The sequence below is a fragment of the Cellvibrio sp. ARAG 10.3 genome, assembly GCF_051846955.1.
Classification (GTDB): Bacteria; Pseudomonadota; Gammaproteobacteria; order Pseudomonadales; family Cellvibrionaceae; genus Cellvibrio.
In genome coordinates, this window is record NZ_JBPYCU010000001.1 from 130,443 (window position 1) to 147,096 (window position 16,654).

At 45.6% G+C, this 16,654-nt stretch carries 14 protein-coding genes; 8 read left to right on the forward strand and 6 right to left on the reverse strand.

Going from position 1 to position 16,654, the window contains the following annotated elements; all coding sequences use genetic code 11:
* Positions 1-100 precede the first annotated feature (100 nt).
* Complete coding sequence (locus tag ACSV5M_RS00500; protein WP_439173401.1) at positions 101-1,288, reverse strand: carboxylate--amine ligase; 1,188 nt, start codon at positions 1,286-1,288, stop codon at positions 101-103.
* A 135-nt stretch (positions 1,289-1,423) separates the two neighbouring features.
* On the opposite strand from ACSV5M_RS00500, the gene ACSV5M_RS00505 reads away from it, so the two are divergent.
* From ACSV5M_RS00505 to ACSV5M_RS00530, 6 genes are all read left to right on the forward strand, one after another.
* Entirely contained in the window at positions 1,424-2,542 is a 1,119-nt protein-coding gene (locus tag ACSV5M_RS00505; protein WP_439173402.1) for a glycosyltransferase family 4 protein, read from the forward strand.
* A gap of 71 nt (positions 2,543-2,613) precedes the next feature.
* Positions 2,614-3,186, forward strand: a complete 573-nt coding sequence (locus ACSV5M_RS00510) for a low molecular weight phosphatase family protein (RefSeq protein WP_439173403.1) — start codon at positions 2,614-2,616, stop codon at positions 3,184-3,186.
* 1 nt (position 3,187) lies between these two features.
* Positions 3,188-4,468 carry an O-antigen ligase family protein gene (locus ACSV5M_RS00515; protein ID WP_439173404.1) on the forward strand — a complete coding sequence of 427 codons (1,281 nt, stop codon included), beginning with the start codon at positions 3,188-3,190 and terminating at the stop codon, positions 4,466-4,468.
* A gap of 69 nt (positions 4,469-4,537) precedes the next feature.
* The gene (locus ACSV5M_RS00520; RefSeq protein WP_439173406.1) at positions 4,538-5,890 is read left to right on the forward strand and encodes a hypothetical protein; all 1,353 of its coding nucleotides are present in this window, start codon (positions 4,538-4,540) and stop codon (positions 5,888-5,890) included.
* A gap of 13 nt (positions 5,891-5,903) precedes the next feature.
* Positions 5,904-7,127, forward strand: a complete 1,224-nt coding sequence (locus ACSV5M_RS00525; RefSeq protein ID WP_439173407.1) for a glycosyltransferase — start codon at positions 5,904-5,906, stop codon at positions 7,125-7,127.
* 187 nt (positions 7,128-7,314) lie between these two features.
* Positions 7,315-8,145: a hypothetical protein gene (locus ACSV5M_RS00530; RefSeq protein ID WP_439173408.1), complete on the forward strand. Its 831-nt coding sequence runs from the start codon at positions 7,315-7,317 to the stop codon at positions 8,143-8,145.
* A gap of 49 nt (positions 8,146-8,194) precedes the next feature.
* Here the strand turns inward: ACSV5M_RS00530 and ACSV5M_RS00535 are convergent, their stop codons facing one another.
* From ACSV5M_RS00535 to ACSV5M_RS00555, 5 genes are all read right to left on the reverse strand, one after another.
* On the reverse strand, positions 8,195-9,994 hold the full coding sequence (locus ACSV5M_RS00535; RefSeq protein WP_439173409.1) for an ATP-binding cassette domain-containing protein: 1,800 nt from the start codon (positions 9,992-9,994) through the stop codon (positions 8,195-8,197).
* Positions 9,995-10,032: 38 nt separating this feature from the next.
* The gene (locus tag ACSV5M_RS00540) at positions 10,033-11,154 is read right to left on the reverse strand and encodes a glycosyltransferase family 4 protein (protein WP_439173411.1); all 1,122 of its coding nucleotides are present in this window, start codon (positions 11,152-11,154) and stop codon (positions 10,033-10,035) included.
* Entirely contained in the window at positions 11,151-12,089 is a 939-nt protein-coding gene (locus ACSV5M_RS00545) for a glycosyltransferase family 2 protein (protein WP_439173413.1), read from the reverse strand. Before ACSV5M_RS00545 ends, ACSV5M_RS00540 begins: the two co-directional genes overlap by 4 nt.
* 30 nt (positions 12,090-12,119) lie before the next feature.
* Positions 12,120-13,001: a glycosyltransferase family 2 protein gene (locus ACSV5M_RS00550; RefSeq protein WP_439173415.1), complete on the reverse strand. Its 882-nt coding sequence runs from the start codon at positions 12,999-13,001 to the stop codon at positions 12,120-12,122.
* A gap of 81 nt (positions 13,002-13,082) precedes the next feature.
* Positions 13,083-14,174 carry a glycosyltransferase gene (locus ACSV5M_RS00555; protein WP_439173416.1) on the reverse strand — a complete coding sequence of 364 codons (1,092 nt, stop codon included), beginning with the start codon at positions 14,172-14,174 and terminating at the stop codon, positions 13,083-13,085.
* 170 nt (positions 14,175-14,344) lie between these two features.
* Here ACSV5M_RS00555 and ACSV5M_RS00560 point away from each other — a divergent pair, with 170 nt between their 5' ends.
* Together ACSV5M_RS00560 and ACSV5M_RS00565 are read left to right on the forward strand one after the other, a co-directional pair.
* On the forward strand, positions 14,345-15,490 hold the full coding sequence (locus ACSV5M_RS00560; RefSeq protein WP_439173418.1) for a glycosyltransferase family 2 protein: 1,146 nt from the start codon (positions 14,345-14,347) through the stop codon (positions 15,488-15,490).
* Entirely contained in the window at positions 15,469-16,611 is a 1,143-nt protein-coding gene (locus tag ACSV5M_RS00565) for a DegT/DnrJ/EryC1/StrS family aminotransferase (protein ID WP_439173419.1), read from the forward strand. The genes ACSV5M_RS00560 and ACSV5M_RS00565 overlap by 22 nt, the downstream gene beginning before the upstream one ends.
* The last annotated feature ends 43 nt before the right edge of the window (positions 16,612-16,654 follow it).

The window sequence follows — 16,654 nt, forward strand, 5'->3', positions numbered from 1 at the left end:
CCATAACCGGGGGTGCTTGCCTGTACGTGTATGCGGCCCAAAGTTACTGGCTAACGAAACCAGAATCGGTTTGATAATCTGCTTTACGCCATCCCTCATCTCAACGACCCATCAATTGTTTGATATATAATGTCAATTCATGTCGCGCAGGCCCCAGGTCCGCCCAACGGTTCACTTCATGCCGCGTGCAGCCAGGATGTGGTGTAAGAAACTGAATAATTCTTTGCAGTTTTTGTGCCCTGGAATAATTTCCCTTGAGATATATATATAAGCTGTCGAGATCGCCTAGAAACCAACGCAACCGTTGGCCGATACGGTAACTGTCGGTGTGCATTACAGGTTCTGGATGACCAGCTCGAGCTTGCTCAGCTGCCCAGAGTAACCGGGGGAAATTCACCCCGGCATCTATTGCCAACTGTAACGAACCCCAGAAGCGGGTATTGACCTCCATCAAGTAAGCTCTGCCATCCGGAGTAATACGAAATTCCACCATCGCCACACCGTGCCATTGAACAGCACTAAGCAACTTCTCCGCGTAGGCTTTAAGCACAGGGTCTACCGGCACACTTTCACTCAGCACACTGACCCCACCTTGCGGGGGCTTTTCACGCAACCGCCGATGGGCAAAAAAAACCTTGGGCCTGCCCTGATCATAGAGGCAGAATATACCTGCGCCGTGGCCTGGAATGAATTCCTGCAACATAAACGGCGTGCTGTTCAGGTAGTGTGATACTCGCAGCTCCTCTATCAATTCCTGCTTTGAGTAGAGTACTCGCACACGGGTGGCCACCCAAGCAACGCCCGTGTAAATTTTTGATAAACAGGGTTTGAGAACTACTGGAAACTCCTGCGCATCAACATCCAGCTCCGCCGCCGAAGCGAACCATTGAGAGGTCGGACATGGCACATTGTTTCGTTCCGCCAAAGCCACCAATTTTCCCTTATCTGCCAATGACATGACGGTCGGGTAATCAGCAAAAGGCAAGGTCAAATGCGTAAAGCGTTGCTGGTTCATCAGCAACAATTGGCTGGTAATTTCAGTTACCGGAATGACCAGATCAATTCGCTGCGCAGCAAGACATTGTTCCAACCAGTCGAGATATTTTCCAGGTTCCAACTCCGCACTGGGACTGAGCAAACTCTGACTGGAAAATTTTGAAGAGCCGGCCAATGTACTTACGGCGGAATCAGCTGTAGTTACTGTCACCTCGGGCAATGATCCCAGAGCGCGCGTCACTGCCAATGCGCTACGCTGATGCGCATCCAGTACCAGTATATGAAAAGCCATTCAGTCAATCCTTACCCTAAATTATCAGTAACGATGATACCGCGATCGTGTGAATTATGCCGCTTTTAAACTGGTAATAGCCCGTTGATTTTAGTAGATTGTCGCAGCCCAATTTCTATCCTCAGGTTCGCACAAATGGACATCAGCTTGCCTAGTATTTTACACGCAATCGATACCACCGGTCCGGGTGGTGCGGAAACAGTTTTTCTCGACCTGACGGAAAATTTAACACTTGATGGTTATCGATCCTTTGCCATCATCAAAGGACCAGGCTGGGTCGAAGACCAACTGAAGGCACGCGGAATACGTTATTACATTGTTAAACCGGGCGGCAGTTTTTCACTATCGTATTATCGAGAACTCATTCGTATTGTCCGCGAAAACAATGTAAAACTTATCCAGGCCCATTTGCTTGGCTCAACGCTGACGTACTCCATTATTGCATTGCTGCTGCGGATTCCCCTGGTGGCTACCTTGCATGGGAAGGTTGACGTCAACCCGAAGGAGCGGCTTATCTATCTGAAGAACCTGATCATGAGATTAGGCGTCAAGCGACTGATCACTGTAAGTCGCGATCTGGCCGAGTATGTCGAGGCTCGCGGCCTGTTTAATACAAGTGACATTCGTGTGATATATAACGGCGTCGATGTAGATAAATACAGCAGGAATTCGCTAACCGATGTCCGCCGGCAGCTGCTTTTGGATGACAAGGCTATCCTCATCGGGAGTGTAGGCAATATAAGGCCTGCCAAGGCATATCACATTCTTATTGAAGCAGCCGCCACGGTTATCAATGACAATCCTTTGGTGCACTTTGTTATCGCCGGCCATAAAAAGCCGGAACTGATGGCACAGCTTGATGATCAGATTAACCGCGCCGGTATTGCAGCTAATATACATTTCATTGGCTTTCAGCAGGACAGCGCTGCTTTTTTAGGGCAAATGGATCTTTTTGCGCTGTCTTCCAGTTCTGAAGGGTTTTCCATTTCCACCATTGAAGCCATGGCCACCGGGTTGAGCGTCATCGTAACCCGCTGTGGGGGACCGGAAGAGATTGTTTCCCATGGAAATAATGGTTTTATGGTTCCCGCGAATGATGCCGATGCTCTGGCCAAGGGAATTATCGATTTACTCAATGATGACGATCTGCGCAAGCGCTTGTCCAGCAACGGCCAGAGTCATGCTCGAGCTACCTTTGCTATGACTACATTATTGAGGTCTTATCAAAATGAATATTTGTCATTATTGCCTTAAAGGACTCGCTGGATATTTACATACCGGGCAACTCACTTCGCTCCGCCATCTGAACAAATAAGGGTCTGCATGTGTTGAATGTCATAATTCAAACTATCAAAAATCACTATGGATCAAAATACGGCCTGAAAAATCAGTGGGTATATTCCATGATGGTCAGGTTTGGCGATTTTAAGCAGTACAAAGATATTGATTTCAAGCAAGTGAAGCGATTGGTATTTATTTGCTCCGGTAATATATGTCGCAGCCCTTTGGCTGAAGCTGTAGCGCTCAAAGCCGGAATTGAGAGCATATCGTATGGACTCAACTGCCGTGGTGGAGACAAGGCAGATCCCAGGGCTATCGCATTCGCCTCTAAAAATGACTTCGATCTGAAAAATCATATTACCAAGAATATTAATCTTTATGTCCCTCACCCGGGCGATCTTTTGGTTGGCATGGAACCCAATCATGCCAAAGCCCTGGAAGAGCTGCTTGGCCCTATGGCCGACCCCAACATCAAAATTACATTAGTAGGGTTATGGCTTCCCGTTTGTAAAGCCTATATTCATGATCCATTTAATGCCAATGAGATCTTTTTCAATCGGTGTGAAACGGAAGTTGTGGCTGCGACCAACGCTCTCATCGCCAAGCTGAGACACTGAGATGTCACCGCCCAAAGCAGAAGAATTTTACTTATTCAAAATTGGCGCGTTGTGGCGTTATTTCAAGCAGGAAAGCTTTTCCTTCTGGATGATTTGCTGTTACCTGTTCTTCGAGTTTGTGAGACCGCAAGCTATATTCCCCATTATTGATTTTCTGCCCTGGGCTCAAATCTTCATCATTTTGTCATTCGTTGGAATAGCTCTGGATAGGAGTGTCAGGTGGACACCATCACCCGCGAATGCATGGATGATACTTTTTCTTATCACTATAATAATTTCCATCAGTACAGCGTATTATCCGGATGTTTCAAAACAATATTTCATGGACTTCTTCGGCTGGTTCCTGATTTATTTTTTAATCATCAATATCGTTAACACCCCTGAACGGTTCTATATTTTTCTTCTCATATTTCTTATTACTGCAGCCAAGATAGCTGTCGGTACTGCAAAAGCCTGGGTTGGCCGCGGATTTGCTTTTACAAGCTGGGGATTGATGGGGCCTCGTGGTTATTTTCAAAATTCAGGTGAATTAGCCATTCTGATGCTTATGCTTTTTCCTCTCGCTTATTTGCTTTATGTAGCTTCAAAAAATCGAGCTGGAATTTGGGAAAGACGCATTCTTTTGCTTTTCTGGATATGTCCCATCCTCACTATTCTGGGAGCAAGTAGTCGGGGTTCACAAATTGCTCTCGCCATCCAGCTATTCCTTATATTCCGGAAAAGCATGTTTAAGCTAAAACCGCTGCTGGGTATTTCCATCCTATGCTTGGGCTTATTTTTCTTATTGCCCGACGAACAAAAGCAAAGGTTCTCATCCGTTGGTGAGGACCGCACTTCAAGACAAAGACTGTTATATTGGGAACATGGATGGGACATGATGAAAGAAAATCCCTTCTTTGGGGTTGGGTACTTCAATTTCATTCCATACTATCGGGATTACTTTCCTCACGATATGCTCTATGAGCACGCAGAACTACCTCACAATATATTTATCCAGGTAGGGACCGATGCGGGATTTATCGGCCTGTTCTTCTTTGTCATGATTATTGCTTTCTGCTTGAGAACAACGAGAAAGCTCACCAAACAGGAAGATATAGATCCGCTATGGAAAGCAATGGCAGCGGGCTTGGGGTATGGGGTGTTTGGATTCCTGATAGCAGGGCAATTCGTTACCGTTACCTACTATCCTTTTTTATGGATACATCTGGCACTTATAGTTTCACTGAATACAGTCATTTTAAAAAACAGAGCGACACTTAAACGAATCAGCGATGAAACCTGACAGCGCAGATAGATTTCTTATCACATCAACAACCAGATCCAGCATATGTTTTTTTAAGGATTGATCGGTATGCTAACCAATCTTTATTTGAAAGCTCCCGCCTTCTTGCAGAATGTTGCTCTATCAATCTATGGAGCAAAAATCTACAGAGAACGATTTGGTGGAAATATCCCCGAAGATTACCTTCATCTGAGTCCATCGTTTTCAGCGCCAACAAAAGCCGAATATGAAAGACAGGCCCATCGCCTTAATCTGCTAATACACCATTGCGCGACTTATGTTCCCTATTATAAAAAGATGTTTCAAGGGGTAGATATAAGCAAGATTAACCCCGGCAACCTTTCCGACTTTGTACCGAAGCTAAGCAAATCAGAGGTTATCCTGCACCACGACCTTCTTCTATCCACGCATCCTGATTTTAAAGGTCACCTGATAAAACTTAATACCAGTGGAAGCAGCGGAACTCCGCTGACGATATACTCTACCCTCGAAGCCCGAAGAGTGAACTATCGTTTTTACGAACAACTGCTGCGCGACAAAGGTACAACTTACCGTTCAAGAAGCACAACTTTCGCCGGCAGGCTGCTGTATAAAGAAACCAGCAATCGGTTTGATCGTTACGATAGCTTTAACAACACCCAGTACCTTTCCACATATTTTATCTCCGACACCACCATTAATAAGTACATTGAAGCATTAAACTATTGGAAACCTGAATTTATAGATTCATACCCGTCTGCACTCGTTGAGATACAACGGCTTGCACGAAATAAAGGTCTGTCACTTAGCTTCAAACCAAAATTTATTCTGACCTCCTCCGAAACGCTTTCCTTACAAGCACGAATTGATATCGAAGCTTTTTTTGGAGCCAAGGTTGTGGATCATTATGGCTGTACGGAAATGACGGTATCCGCTTTCTCTGAGGGGGGACAATATTTTGCTAACCCATTATTTTCAGTTCTGGAATTAGACCCACAGGGTGACAACAGGTATTCCCTCATCACCACTGGCCTGTTGAATTTCGCCATGCCGCTTGTGCGTTATGAGATAGGCGATTGTGTTGTGACTGGGGACCCGAGCAATCCTTATCGCTTTGATTATGTCGAGGGAAGAATGGATGATGTCATTGTTACCCCAGAGGGCCGACGGGTAGGCAGAATTGATCCTGCCTTTAAGGGGGTGGAGGGAATAGAACTTGCTCAGGTTGTACAGGAAGAGCTTGATAAAATCATAGTTACTGTGGTGCTGGACAAGGAAAAGAAGCATCTTTTCAATGAGGCACTATTGATTAACAATCTGCAACAGAGAACAAGCCAACTAATTGAGGTCCGGGTGGATTATCAAGAAAAGATAGAGAAGGGCCCGAATGGGAAATTTAAAAGTGTTGTTAGCAAAGTCGGCAAACTACAACGTACAGGATAATCAGTTTTAGCATATGAAAAAAATTCTTTGGCTTTCTCATTTACTACCTTACCCACCCAAAGGTGGCGTTTTGCAACGCAGCTACAATCTGATAAAAGAAGTGAGCAAGCGTCATCACATTACTCTTCTGGCGTTCAACCAGAAAAATCTTTGCGCCTCACCCGAAGAGTTGCGTGAAGGCATCAAACATCTGAGTCAATTTTGTGATGTTGTAGATGTCGTGCCGATAGAAGCAGATTCATCCAAACTTTCAAAGGTCAAGTTACTCGCAAAGGGATTGTTACCTGGAAATACCTATACCGTAAACTGGTTAAAATCATCACGTTATCAGGCAAAGCTTTCAGAGATACTGGCCGGAAGGACGTTCGATCTAATCCATGCTGATACCATTAGCCTTGCCCCTTATGTTGCTCACCTCAAAGAATATAAGAAAATTCTTAACCATCATAATATTGAATCCTTGATGATGCTCAGGCGCTCTGAGAATGAACCTAATGTATTAAAGAAAATTTATTTTTTCCAGGAAGGAAAGAAATTAATGAACTACGAAAAGAGAATCTGCAAGCGCTTCGATCTTAACATCACCTGCTCCGATTTAGACGCAGAGCGACTGAATGACATTGCTCCCGACGTTCGCAGCCTGGGAATTCCTAACGGGGTTGATCTGGATTATTTCTCTCCGCTGGCCTTACCGATCAAAGAGAAATCCATTGTTTTTGCCGGTGGGTTGTCATGGTATCCCAATCTGGATGCCATGAAGTTTTTTTTAACGCATGTATGGCCAAAACTGAACCAGGAGATTCCTGACGTAAGCATGACCATTATTGGCAGATCACCACCCCCTTGGATGCAACAACTTCAGGAAAAATACCCAAATTTGACTATCACCGGATTTGTTGATGACGTTCGCCCTTACCTCGCAAAAGCCGCTTTATATGTGTGCCCGATACGGGACGGCGGCGGAACCAAGCTCAAAGTATTGGATGCCCTGGCTATGGGGAAGACGCTCATAGCCAATCCCATTGCCTGTGAAGGCATCACTGTAGAGCATATGAAAAATGTTATTTTTGCCGCCACGCCAACTGACTATATTTCCGCTATAAAGAATGCTTTTGAAAGCCCCGCATTAACTCAAACGATTGCCAGGAATGCACGTAAATTAATTGAGGAAAAATACAACTTTAAAAGTATTGGAGCTTCCTTAAGCGAAGCCGTTGAAGAGGTTTGTCATCAATAGATTGAATCTATAACGGATTAATATATATGAATCTTTACATATCTATCGAGGTTATGAAATCGACGCTTATTCGCAGACAAAATGTGCGTTATCGCTGCATATTGATATTCCTTCCTTTAACAACGGGGGAAAATGATCTAGGCTTTCAAGAGCGCCGATGTGATCGGTTTTTTTGAGGTTTAATTTCATGAAATTTTCAGCAAGACCATTGCTTTTAGTTCTCTTCTCGCTGCTTCCTTTTTCATCCTCTGCAGAAGTTTTTATGACAGAGAGTTTCGAATCAGGAGACTTGGTCAAATCCAACACCCAAGGCTTCAAGTGGCAGGGCCCCAATAACACCAGTGTTATCAAAGGAGTTTCGCGACCGGGGAGCCAAGGAGTTCAGGCCTTGAAATTTCATTACGCTGCCGGTCAATTTATGTCGGAACAGCGTTTTGATCTTGGAATGCCCTACCGGGAGTTATGGCTACGCTACTGGTTAAAGGTGCCAGAAAATTTTGAGCATTCAAAGACCCAACCCAGCAATAACAAATTGCTTGCTCTATGGATGGACGACTATTCGTCGAAAGGAGATGGTCCGTCTGTTGTGTGGGAATTCTGGTCCGATGGAAAGGGAGGCAGTCAGCTTGCCGTTCACTATTCGGCGGGCAAATATACAATTACGGGTTCGCATCTCCAACATAAGCCTTTCATCTCCTATCCCAATGACCAAGGACGCTGGATGCAAATACTCGTCCACGTAAAAGAAGCATCCAGCCGAGGGGCAAATAACGGCATTATTGAGACATACAGACGCTGGCAAGACGAGGCTTCGTTTACGTTGCTGCACCGCTTGACCGATGCCGATATTGCCAGTCCACCCGCAGGACCCGATGGTTGGAGAGCGGGTTATTTAATGGGATGGTCGAATCCGGGTTATGCAAAAACCACTGAGTGGATTGTAGATGACGTTGAGTTCTCAGATAAGGAATTTCCAGGAATGCCGTCACGTCCTATGCCGCCCGGCCGCAAAGACTGATAGTTAGCCCTGATTATACTTGGCGATAATCAGGGCTAAATAAACCTGCCTAATCAATAAATCCTTTTTCCATCATCTCTCGAAAACTGACGCTATTTACTTTGAGTTCCTCATAGCTTCCTGTAGCAAGCAACTTCCCTTGATCAAGAATCGTAATAGTGTCAGACAGTTTGATAGCCGCCGGACGATGGGATATAACAATAATCAAAACCTCTGTCTTCAGCTTCTCCAGCAACATCATTAACTCATATTCAGAGTCGATATCCAGAGCACTGGTGGGCTCATCGAGTATCAACATCTTGCTGTTGCGGTAAAGCGTTCTCGCGATGCCTATACGCTGACGTTGGCCTCCACTTAACAATTTTCCATCCTGTCCTAATGGGGTATTAATACCCTGCGGAAGGCGTTCCACAAACTCCATGGCATTAGCTTGTTGCAAGGCTTTATAAACTCGCGCTTCATCAATATGTTCTTCAGAGATCCCAAAAGCAACATTAGCAACTACGCTATCATCAAGAATGAAAATATTCTGTGGCACGTAACCAATACTATTTTGGTAATCAGCCATAGTGGCTTGATTTAACTCCTGGCCGTTGACCAATAACCTTCCCTGTGAATAAGGCAACAAACCAAGCATCACGTCGGCCAAAGTAGATTTTCCCGACCCGGAAGGGCCGGCAATTGTATTCAACTTACCAAGTTCAAATTTAAGATTGATATCTGATAATGTCGGTCGGTTTACATTTGGATATTGATAAGCGATACCAGCCAGCTCATAGCTTTTTATCTCACCTATCGTATTACCAGTTGTTGAAGATCGATTGGCAACTACCCTGCTTAATTCATATTTCAAGTCCGATACCACGCTACCATTGGCGCTCATACTGGATATGGATTTATAAACTTGCTGCATGGTGGGCAGCAATTTATAGCCAGCCAGGGCGTAAATACTCAATATCGATATGACACTATCTGGAGAATCAGATGTTAGAAGCAATATGATCGCGAGCAGAAGTATCGCACCAAACGATATCGTCTCAATAACGAATTTTGGTACGTCGCCGGACAATGCAATATAGGCTGCTGAATTCAGCCCCCTGTGATTCAGCTTCTCGAACGCATCAGCGTATCTGTGTTCAAGCGATCCCAGTTTTATATCTTTAATACCGATAAAAGACTCTGACAAGATAGCCTGAACACCATCATTTCGCTCCGTCACTATTCGTCCATGACGAACGAGCGATTTTTTAACGATGATGTAAGTAAGGAAGTAAGATCCGCCAATGAGGGCGCCAGAGGCAAACGCAATAAATGGATTTATTATAAGAAGACCCAGCAGGATGATAATCGCTACGAAAAGCTGGCTTACCAGCAGTAGAAAAGGCTGTAAAACCATATACACAAATCGCGGAGTTTCCTGGGAGATGGTTGATATCGACTTGTTGTAATTGGTTGTTTTATGAAAAATATACTCCCTGTACATAATGTTCTGGTAAAGTTTTTTTTGCAGGTCACCACCAATCAGCACTGAGAATTTCAACAAGAGCCAAAGTGTTATCGCAGAGATGCTATTTGAGAAGAAGATCAGCAACAGTGACCCAAAGGCAAAACCTATAATAAACTGATTATTATCTTCGCAACCGAAAAAGTTATATAAAAAAGATAAGAACTTATTGCTGTGAATAAGATCCTGATTTGACAGAATAGTGATAAATGGCGCTATGCTCGCCACACCAACGATCTGGACCAGGGCGGAGAATAAAAAAAAGCAAAGCAATATAATCAGCTTTAACCTTTGGCGATCATCAAGAATCGTGAAAATATTTTTAATAATATGAATAATGTACATAATTAAACGTTAACTCAAATTAGATAGATTAATGAGCTTCATCTGGAATTACAGAGAATGTCAGCCAGCCCATTGATTTGCTGCTCTTTGGAGAATAACGCTACAGCCCTTTGTCTCGCCGCGTTAGAAAATTCCATTGCTCTTTGAGGGGCCGAACATAAATAGTTAATTCGCTCGGCCAATGCCTCGTAATCGCCAGGTTCGATATGAAATCCTGTCACACCATTGACAGTTGTCTCTGCCAGACCTTGAAGATTTGAAACAATAAGTGGTAATCCGGATGCCATCATCTCTACGCTGGACATCGTGAAGGAATCCCACCCGGTAGAAGCAATTACACCAACAGAAGAACTTCTCATTAAATCGGCAATATCATTTCTATAGCCCGCAAAAGTCACATACCCTGCGGCTTCCGTATTCTCCAGCAGCATCTCATAAACTGACGATTCGTTACCTTTATTTCCACACAGTACAAAATGGATACCTGTGTTCCTGATCTTGTCGACCAATTCTATCGCAGCTCGAACAATCACCCTTACTCCCTTACGCTCTTCCATGTGTCCGGAATAAAAAATTATCTTACGCTCGCGAGGAATGCCCAACACATCGTGAGCGTAGTAATCTCTTCCATAATCCGGCTTATATTTTTCAGTGTCTACCCCCAAAGGCAGAACGAATGTCTTGCTATAAGGTATGCCTCTTCCTGATGTTCCCGTCTCACGCATAGCCTCGGATTCAAAAATGAAACAATCTGGTTTATTACGCCGCAATAGCCACTCAAACCGTTTTAGTGCCAGCTTAATGCCGCTATTAATCGAACTTATGCCTGCGCCCCAATAAGAAATTATTCGATTAACTTTGGCTTGCTTTAATACGTCAAGAACCTTCGCTGGATAGTTGAGATCAAATGCTATTACTTGACCGATATTGTTAGTCCGTAAAAAAGCCAATAAATGAGTTGCGTCAAAACATCGATAATCACATGCAATAACATTTCCTGCACCACTATCCGTTACTGATTTGTAAGACCAGAATATTTCCTCGTCCTGATAACCCGACCGCTTCGCCGCCTCATAAAAAATATTCTCAAGAACGCCAATAGCATATCCCGTGAATTGTTCGCAATGCAGCATTATCAACAAGGAACCTCTGCTGCTCATTCTGATTTCATCCATAATTTTATTAGGGTTAAAGAACGCTTGAGATTAATTTTATGAAAAAACATCTCCTGCCTGTTTTTTATGAAGCTGTATTTACAGAGACTAAGAAAAGAAAATGTAACCACCTTGACACTCTCCAGAAGGACGCCAAGAGGACGGCCAAAAACTTTTTTTCGCGCTGTTAATTGTGCAAGATGGTAGGACGAGTAGGCACTATCGATAAATTGCTTCCTGATGTTAGACTCTTCGTATTCACGCGCCTTCAATCGGTGTCCAACCGGAGCATCCGGAAAGTAGAATATTCGTCTTCGTTCCTTAACAAGATTTCTATATATAAGCGTTTCCTCGCCGGCAATAAGGCGGTTGCCATTTCGGCCTAAAGCCGGATCGAATCCACCATATACCAACAGCAGATCCTTTCTCAGGCAAAAATTTTTCCCAAAAAACTCCTGATTAATATTATCTACCTCCAGCACATTTTCACCATAATCGAGCCCAACAAAACAGGGGCGGAAGCGATTGGTGTACCACCAGGGCGTTGGCTTGTCCCAAATGATATTAATCTTACTGTAGAGGCAGTCCGGCTTTAATGTTGCTATTTTCTCCAGATAGGCCGCTATCCAGTGTTGAGGGATGTCTGCATCGTCATCGGTAAACAGAATATATTCACCGACAGCTTTTTCAACGCCCGTATTCCGAGCATGGGAAAGTCCTTGCCGAGCCTCAAAAAAATAATGCATTACCACGTTGGAGTTATAGGAGATCTTGTCAACAACAGCGCGAGTGTGGTCAGGGGAATTATTATCGATTACCAGCACTTCAACCAAAGAATGATCTGGCAATTTTTGATTCGAAATCTGTTCCAGCGTAATTGCCAAAGAGTCTGCATTATTATATGTACAGAGCACAACGCTAATAATTGGTAAGCTATTCATTATTCTCTTTCATATCTCCACAGCTTTTGTCTATGAGCTGGATATAGACGATTTGGTAATTTTTGCTTTGTTTAGTATCTTCTTTTTAAACAACGCAGACAGATACCTTAACATAGCCTCCAACTCACGCCCGGTCGTCACGATAGATTGTGAACGAACCCTTTTAAACCACTCAGACCGATACTGCCGATGTAGGGTTTTGTTCAGCATACATTTAGCGTAATAAGCACCTCGCCCATGATCATATTGCTTGACCAACCTGGGTACCGCGTCCATTTTCCGGCGATGATGGTGATATACCACCGGACCGGGATCATAGAGGCCAGACCAACCCGCCGCTAAAATTCTTGCCAATATATCAACATCCTCACACGGGTATAGTGTGCCTGCGCCAAACCATGGGTCAAAGCCATCCACGGCTTGCAGCGCTTGTTTTCGAAAAGCGAAATTTGCGCCATGGATCTCACCTGCGCCTATAAAACTGTATGCGTTATATTCCCTGCGAGCCAAGGAAGTCTGAATAGTTATTGGATAGTCCTCGGGATCAAATAACAATACCCGCCCTCCAACAAATCCAAATGAGGATTTCTCCAGACATCGCACAATTTCTGATAGATAATCCTCGTGAGGGTAACAGTCGTCATCGATAAATGCGATGTATTCACCTGCCGCCAAATTCCAGCCTGTATTTTTTGCGCACCCTGAACCCAGCATCGGTTCATAAACCTTTTTGAACGCCAGATGCGTTCGTACGGAAAAGTTTTCTAATACCGCTTCTGTATGATCTGTCGATGCATTATTGACTACAATAAGCTCCCAGGCAGAGGGGAATCGAATATTTGAAATAGACGTAAGGCACTGCTGCAGTTGTTCGGCGCGATCTTTGGTGCATACAACTAACGAGATTTTCACATCCAGGCTCCTCGAACAATTTATTCCCTCACCTCAAGTATCTTCCGACTGGTGATCGACGAACGGTGTATTTCGTATTATTTATAACAGACTCATATATAAGCCTAATGTCTTTTGCGAGGTACAATGAGAAGAATAATTTTCATTCAGCACTATTTTCTGGGGATAGTTTCTAATAACCGCTGTTAACGCGTTTGCATAGCCCTGCGGCGTATGCTCATCAACTTGCCATTCAGGATATCTATCAAGCACGTCCTTAAGCCCACCGACGTTATGAGCAATCAATGGAACACCCAGTGCCAATGTCTCCAATGCTGTCATTGGCGTCCCCTCATGGTCCGAACACATAACCACCACATCCAGAGAACTTATCAATGCTGGAATATCCTTACGGTGGCCATGAAATATCACACTCTCATTGAGGCCCAAGGCTTTGCATTCCTTTTCCAATATTTTCCTCTGACTGCCCTCACCAACAATATGAAATAACATTGGTTTTTCTGAAGGCGTTCCCAAAAGTAAAGCTGCCATTCGCAAAAAAATGTCGATTCTTTTTACAGGCTCCAGCCTACCAATTATGCCTATGTGGATCTTGTCGGGTTCATTAATCCTGAAGTCCGTTTCTTGGCACTGACTTATTAGCGACTCCTTGTCTATACCATTGGGGATAGTATGTATTTTTTTGGCGGGAAATACTTTTTGAAGCTTTTGTGTAAGATCGTCAGAAACTGAAATAATACCATGCTGCACATAGCGACCGATAAAGTTGTCCAACCTCGGTTGTAGCTGGCGAATACCCTTAACACAAAACTCCGGTGCCCCATGACTCGTCCTGACACACTTGCTGCGCACACTGAGCAGGTTAGCAACCGCACCCAAAATATTCTCTTTCTGCCGATGCGTATGCACAATATCCGGTCGGAATGACAGCATGATGTTGCGCAGTCCCAGTAAAATTTTTACCGGGTTCATCTTGCTTTCATCAAGCAGAGTTACCGGTATGGCCAATGCCTTTAAACGATCGGCCAATTCGCCGGGATTCATCAACACCACATGCAGTTCGCACTCGGCCCGTAATTCCTTCAGCAGTGTATACGCCTGCACCTCAGCCCCTGCCCAAAGGTCGCCAGAAATAATGTGCATTACCTTCATGCGTCGGTTTACAATTGCCATGCTGCGATTTCTTAACCAGTATCTGAAAAGCGTCGGGATAGTCGGTACGGGTAATCAACGCCCCGTCATCAAGACTACACAATGGAGATGAATATTATGCTTCGATGTCTGCCCACAACAAGTGATTTTATAACTGTCACCTGTAAAGAATTCCAACAATGAGGTCGTCTATGCTTGAGTTTCTTTTTTGGCTTTTTGCGTTGGGTTCGGTCTTCAGTTATTTCATCTATCCACTGATTCTCAAGGTCCTGCCACAACCTCATCGGCGCGACATTTTGTCCGGCGACCAAGAGCCGCCCAAGCCGCTTTTTCTTTCTCTGATTGTGACGGCTTATAACGAAGAGGCCCGCATCCGCGAGAAGATCGAAAACACCTTAAAGGTTCGTTTCGATCCAACGCGCCTGGAGTTGATTGTGGCTTCTGACTGCTCTGATGATAAGACGGATGATATCGTGCGCGAGTATGCTGATCGGGGTGTTCGCCTGGTGCGTGCAGCCGAGCGATTGGGCAAGGAGAACGCGCAGAAAACTGCCATCGATGAAGCACGCGGTGATGTTATCGTTTTCTCGGATGTGGCTACCCAGATTCCGGAGGATGCGCTGGAGCGGTTGGAAGCCTATTTCCAGGATCCGCAGATCGGCGCCGTTTCGAGCGAGGACCGTTTTATCAGCAAAGATGGCAGCCTCGCCGGAGAGGGTGCCTATGTCAAATATGAAATGTGGCTGCGCCAGCAGGAGTCGCGGCTTGCCGGCCTGGTCGGTCTGAGCGGATCCTTTTTTGCCGCGCGTAAAGCGGTTTGCCAGGTGTGGGATATTCATTCTCCCAGCGATTTTAATACTGCACTCAACACAGCTCGCCTGGGGTTGCGTGCGGTAACTGCGCCGGATGTGCTGGGGTATTACCAGGATCTGAAAGATCCGCAAAAGGAATACCAACGAAAGATCCGCACGGTTATTCGCGGTATGACGGCTTTGTCGCGCCACAGCGAAGTGCTCAATCCGCAACGCTTTGGTTTGTTTGCCTTCCAGGTGTTCTCGCACAAGTTGATGCGCTGGGTCGTGCCCTGGTGTTTGATCGGTTTGTTTATCGTGTCTGCGGTCATTGCTCACAAAAGTCCATTTTATTCTCTCGCGCTGTTGGCGCAGCTGGCGTTTTATGGTGTCGCTTTGCTCGCGCATTTTTTGCCAACACTGCGCGAGAAATCCTGGATCAAATTGATCTATTTCTTTGTGCAGGTAAACCTGGCATTGCTGGATGCGGCAATCAAATTTTTGGCGGGTGAGAGAATGACAACATGGAAGCCTTCGGCGCGTTGATACATGGCGACTTGCCACCGGCCGGCAATCCCATTTGTCTGCAGGAAACAGCCGTTGACGCATTCCCCTCATTTGCCGGCTATTATCCGCTATGGCTGGATTCCGGTACCTCTGCGCTCGCTGTTGCACTCCTGGCAGCGAAAGCGAAGCAGCCGGATATAAGCGCACCGGAAGTTATCGTTCCGGCGTACTGTTGCCCGGACCTGGTGGCAGCGGCGATCTTCGCGGGTGTAAAGGTGGTGGTGGTCGACATTGCACAAGCTGATCCGGCGCTGGATATTGAGGCGGTACAGGCCGCCATCAGCGACAATACCCTGGCTATCATCGCCGTTAATTTTCTGGGCATTCGCGAACAGTTAACCGAGCTTAAACAATGGTTGGCACAACACCCCCGCATCAGCCTGATTGAAGATAATGCGCAGTGGTTTCCCGATGCTGAAGAATTCTCTGAATTGTCCGGCGATTATGTGGTGTTTTCCTTCGGTCGCGGCAAGCCGCTCAGCCTGCTAGGCGGCGGCCTGTTATTGACGAGACAACCGCTGGGATTCTCATCACTACCCATCACTGACACACCGAATACCGCTTCCCATTTCAAACTCAAAGCTACCGCGTATAACCTGTTGCTGCGGCCGCGACTCTACCAGTTACTCAATCGCAATCCTTTGTTGAAACTGGGCGAAACGCGCTACCACGCGTTAACCGGGGTGAGCCTGATGGATGAACAGCGCCGGCGTTTGTTACCGGAAAATTTCAAACGCTACACCGACCGGTCCCGGGATCGGGAGCAGGCATACGACACATGCATTCCTGCCTCGCTCAACCGCCTTGACGCGCTCCGATCGTCGCGCCGCAAACGATTGCTGCGCTACCCCTTGCTGGTTAACGATGCCAGGCAACGCACTATTCTGTTAAACAATTTGCGCCGCGCGGGACTGGGGGCAACGGCCATGTACCAAAAACCCTTGCCAGCGATTGACGGGGTTCGGGGCATGGTGGATATCGAAGGGAATTATCAAAACGCGCAGGATTTTGCTGATCGCCTGATCACCCTGCCGCTGCACGAGGGGGTTAACCAGGATTCGCTCAGACGGATAAACGACATCATCTCTCGCCTGGCGTAACCATTGATTAACGTCTGGCGATTAACGACTGGCGGTTAATATC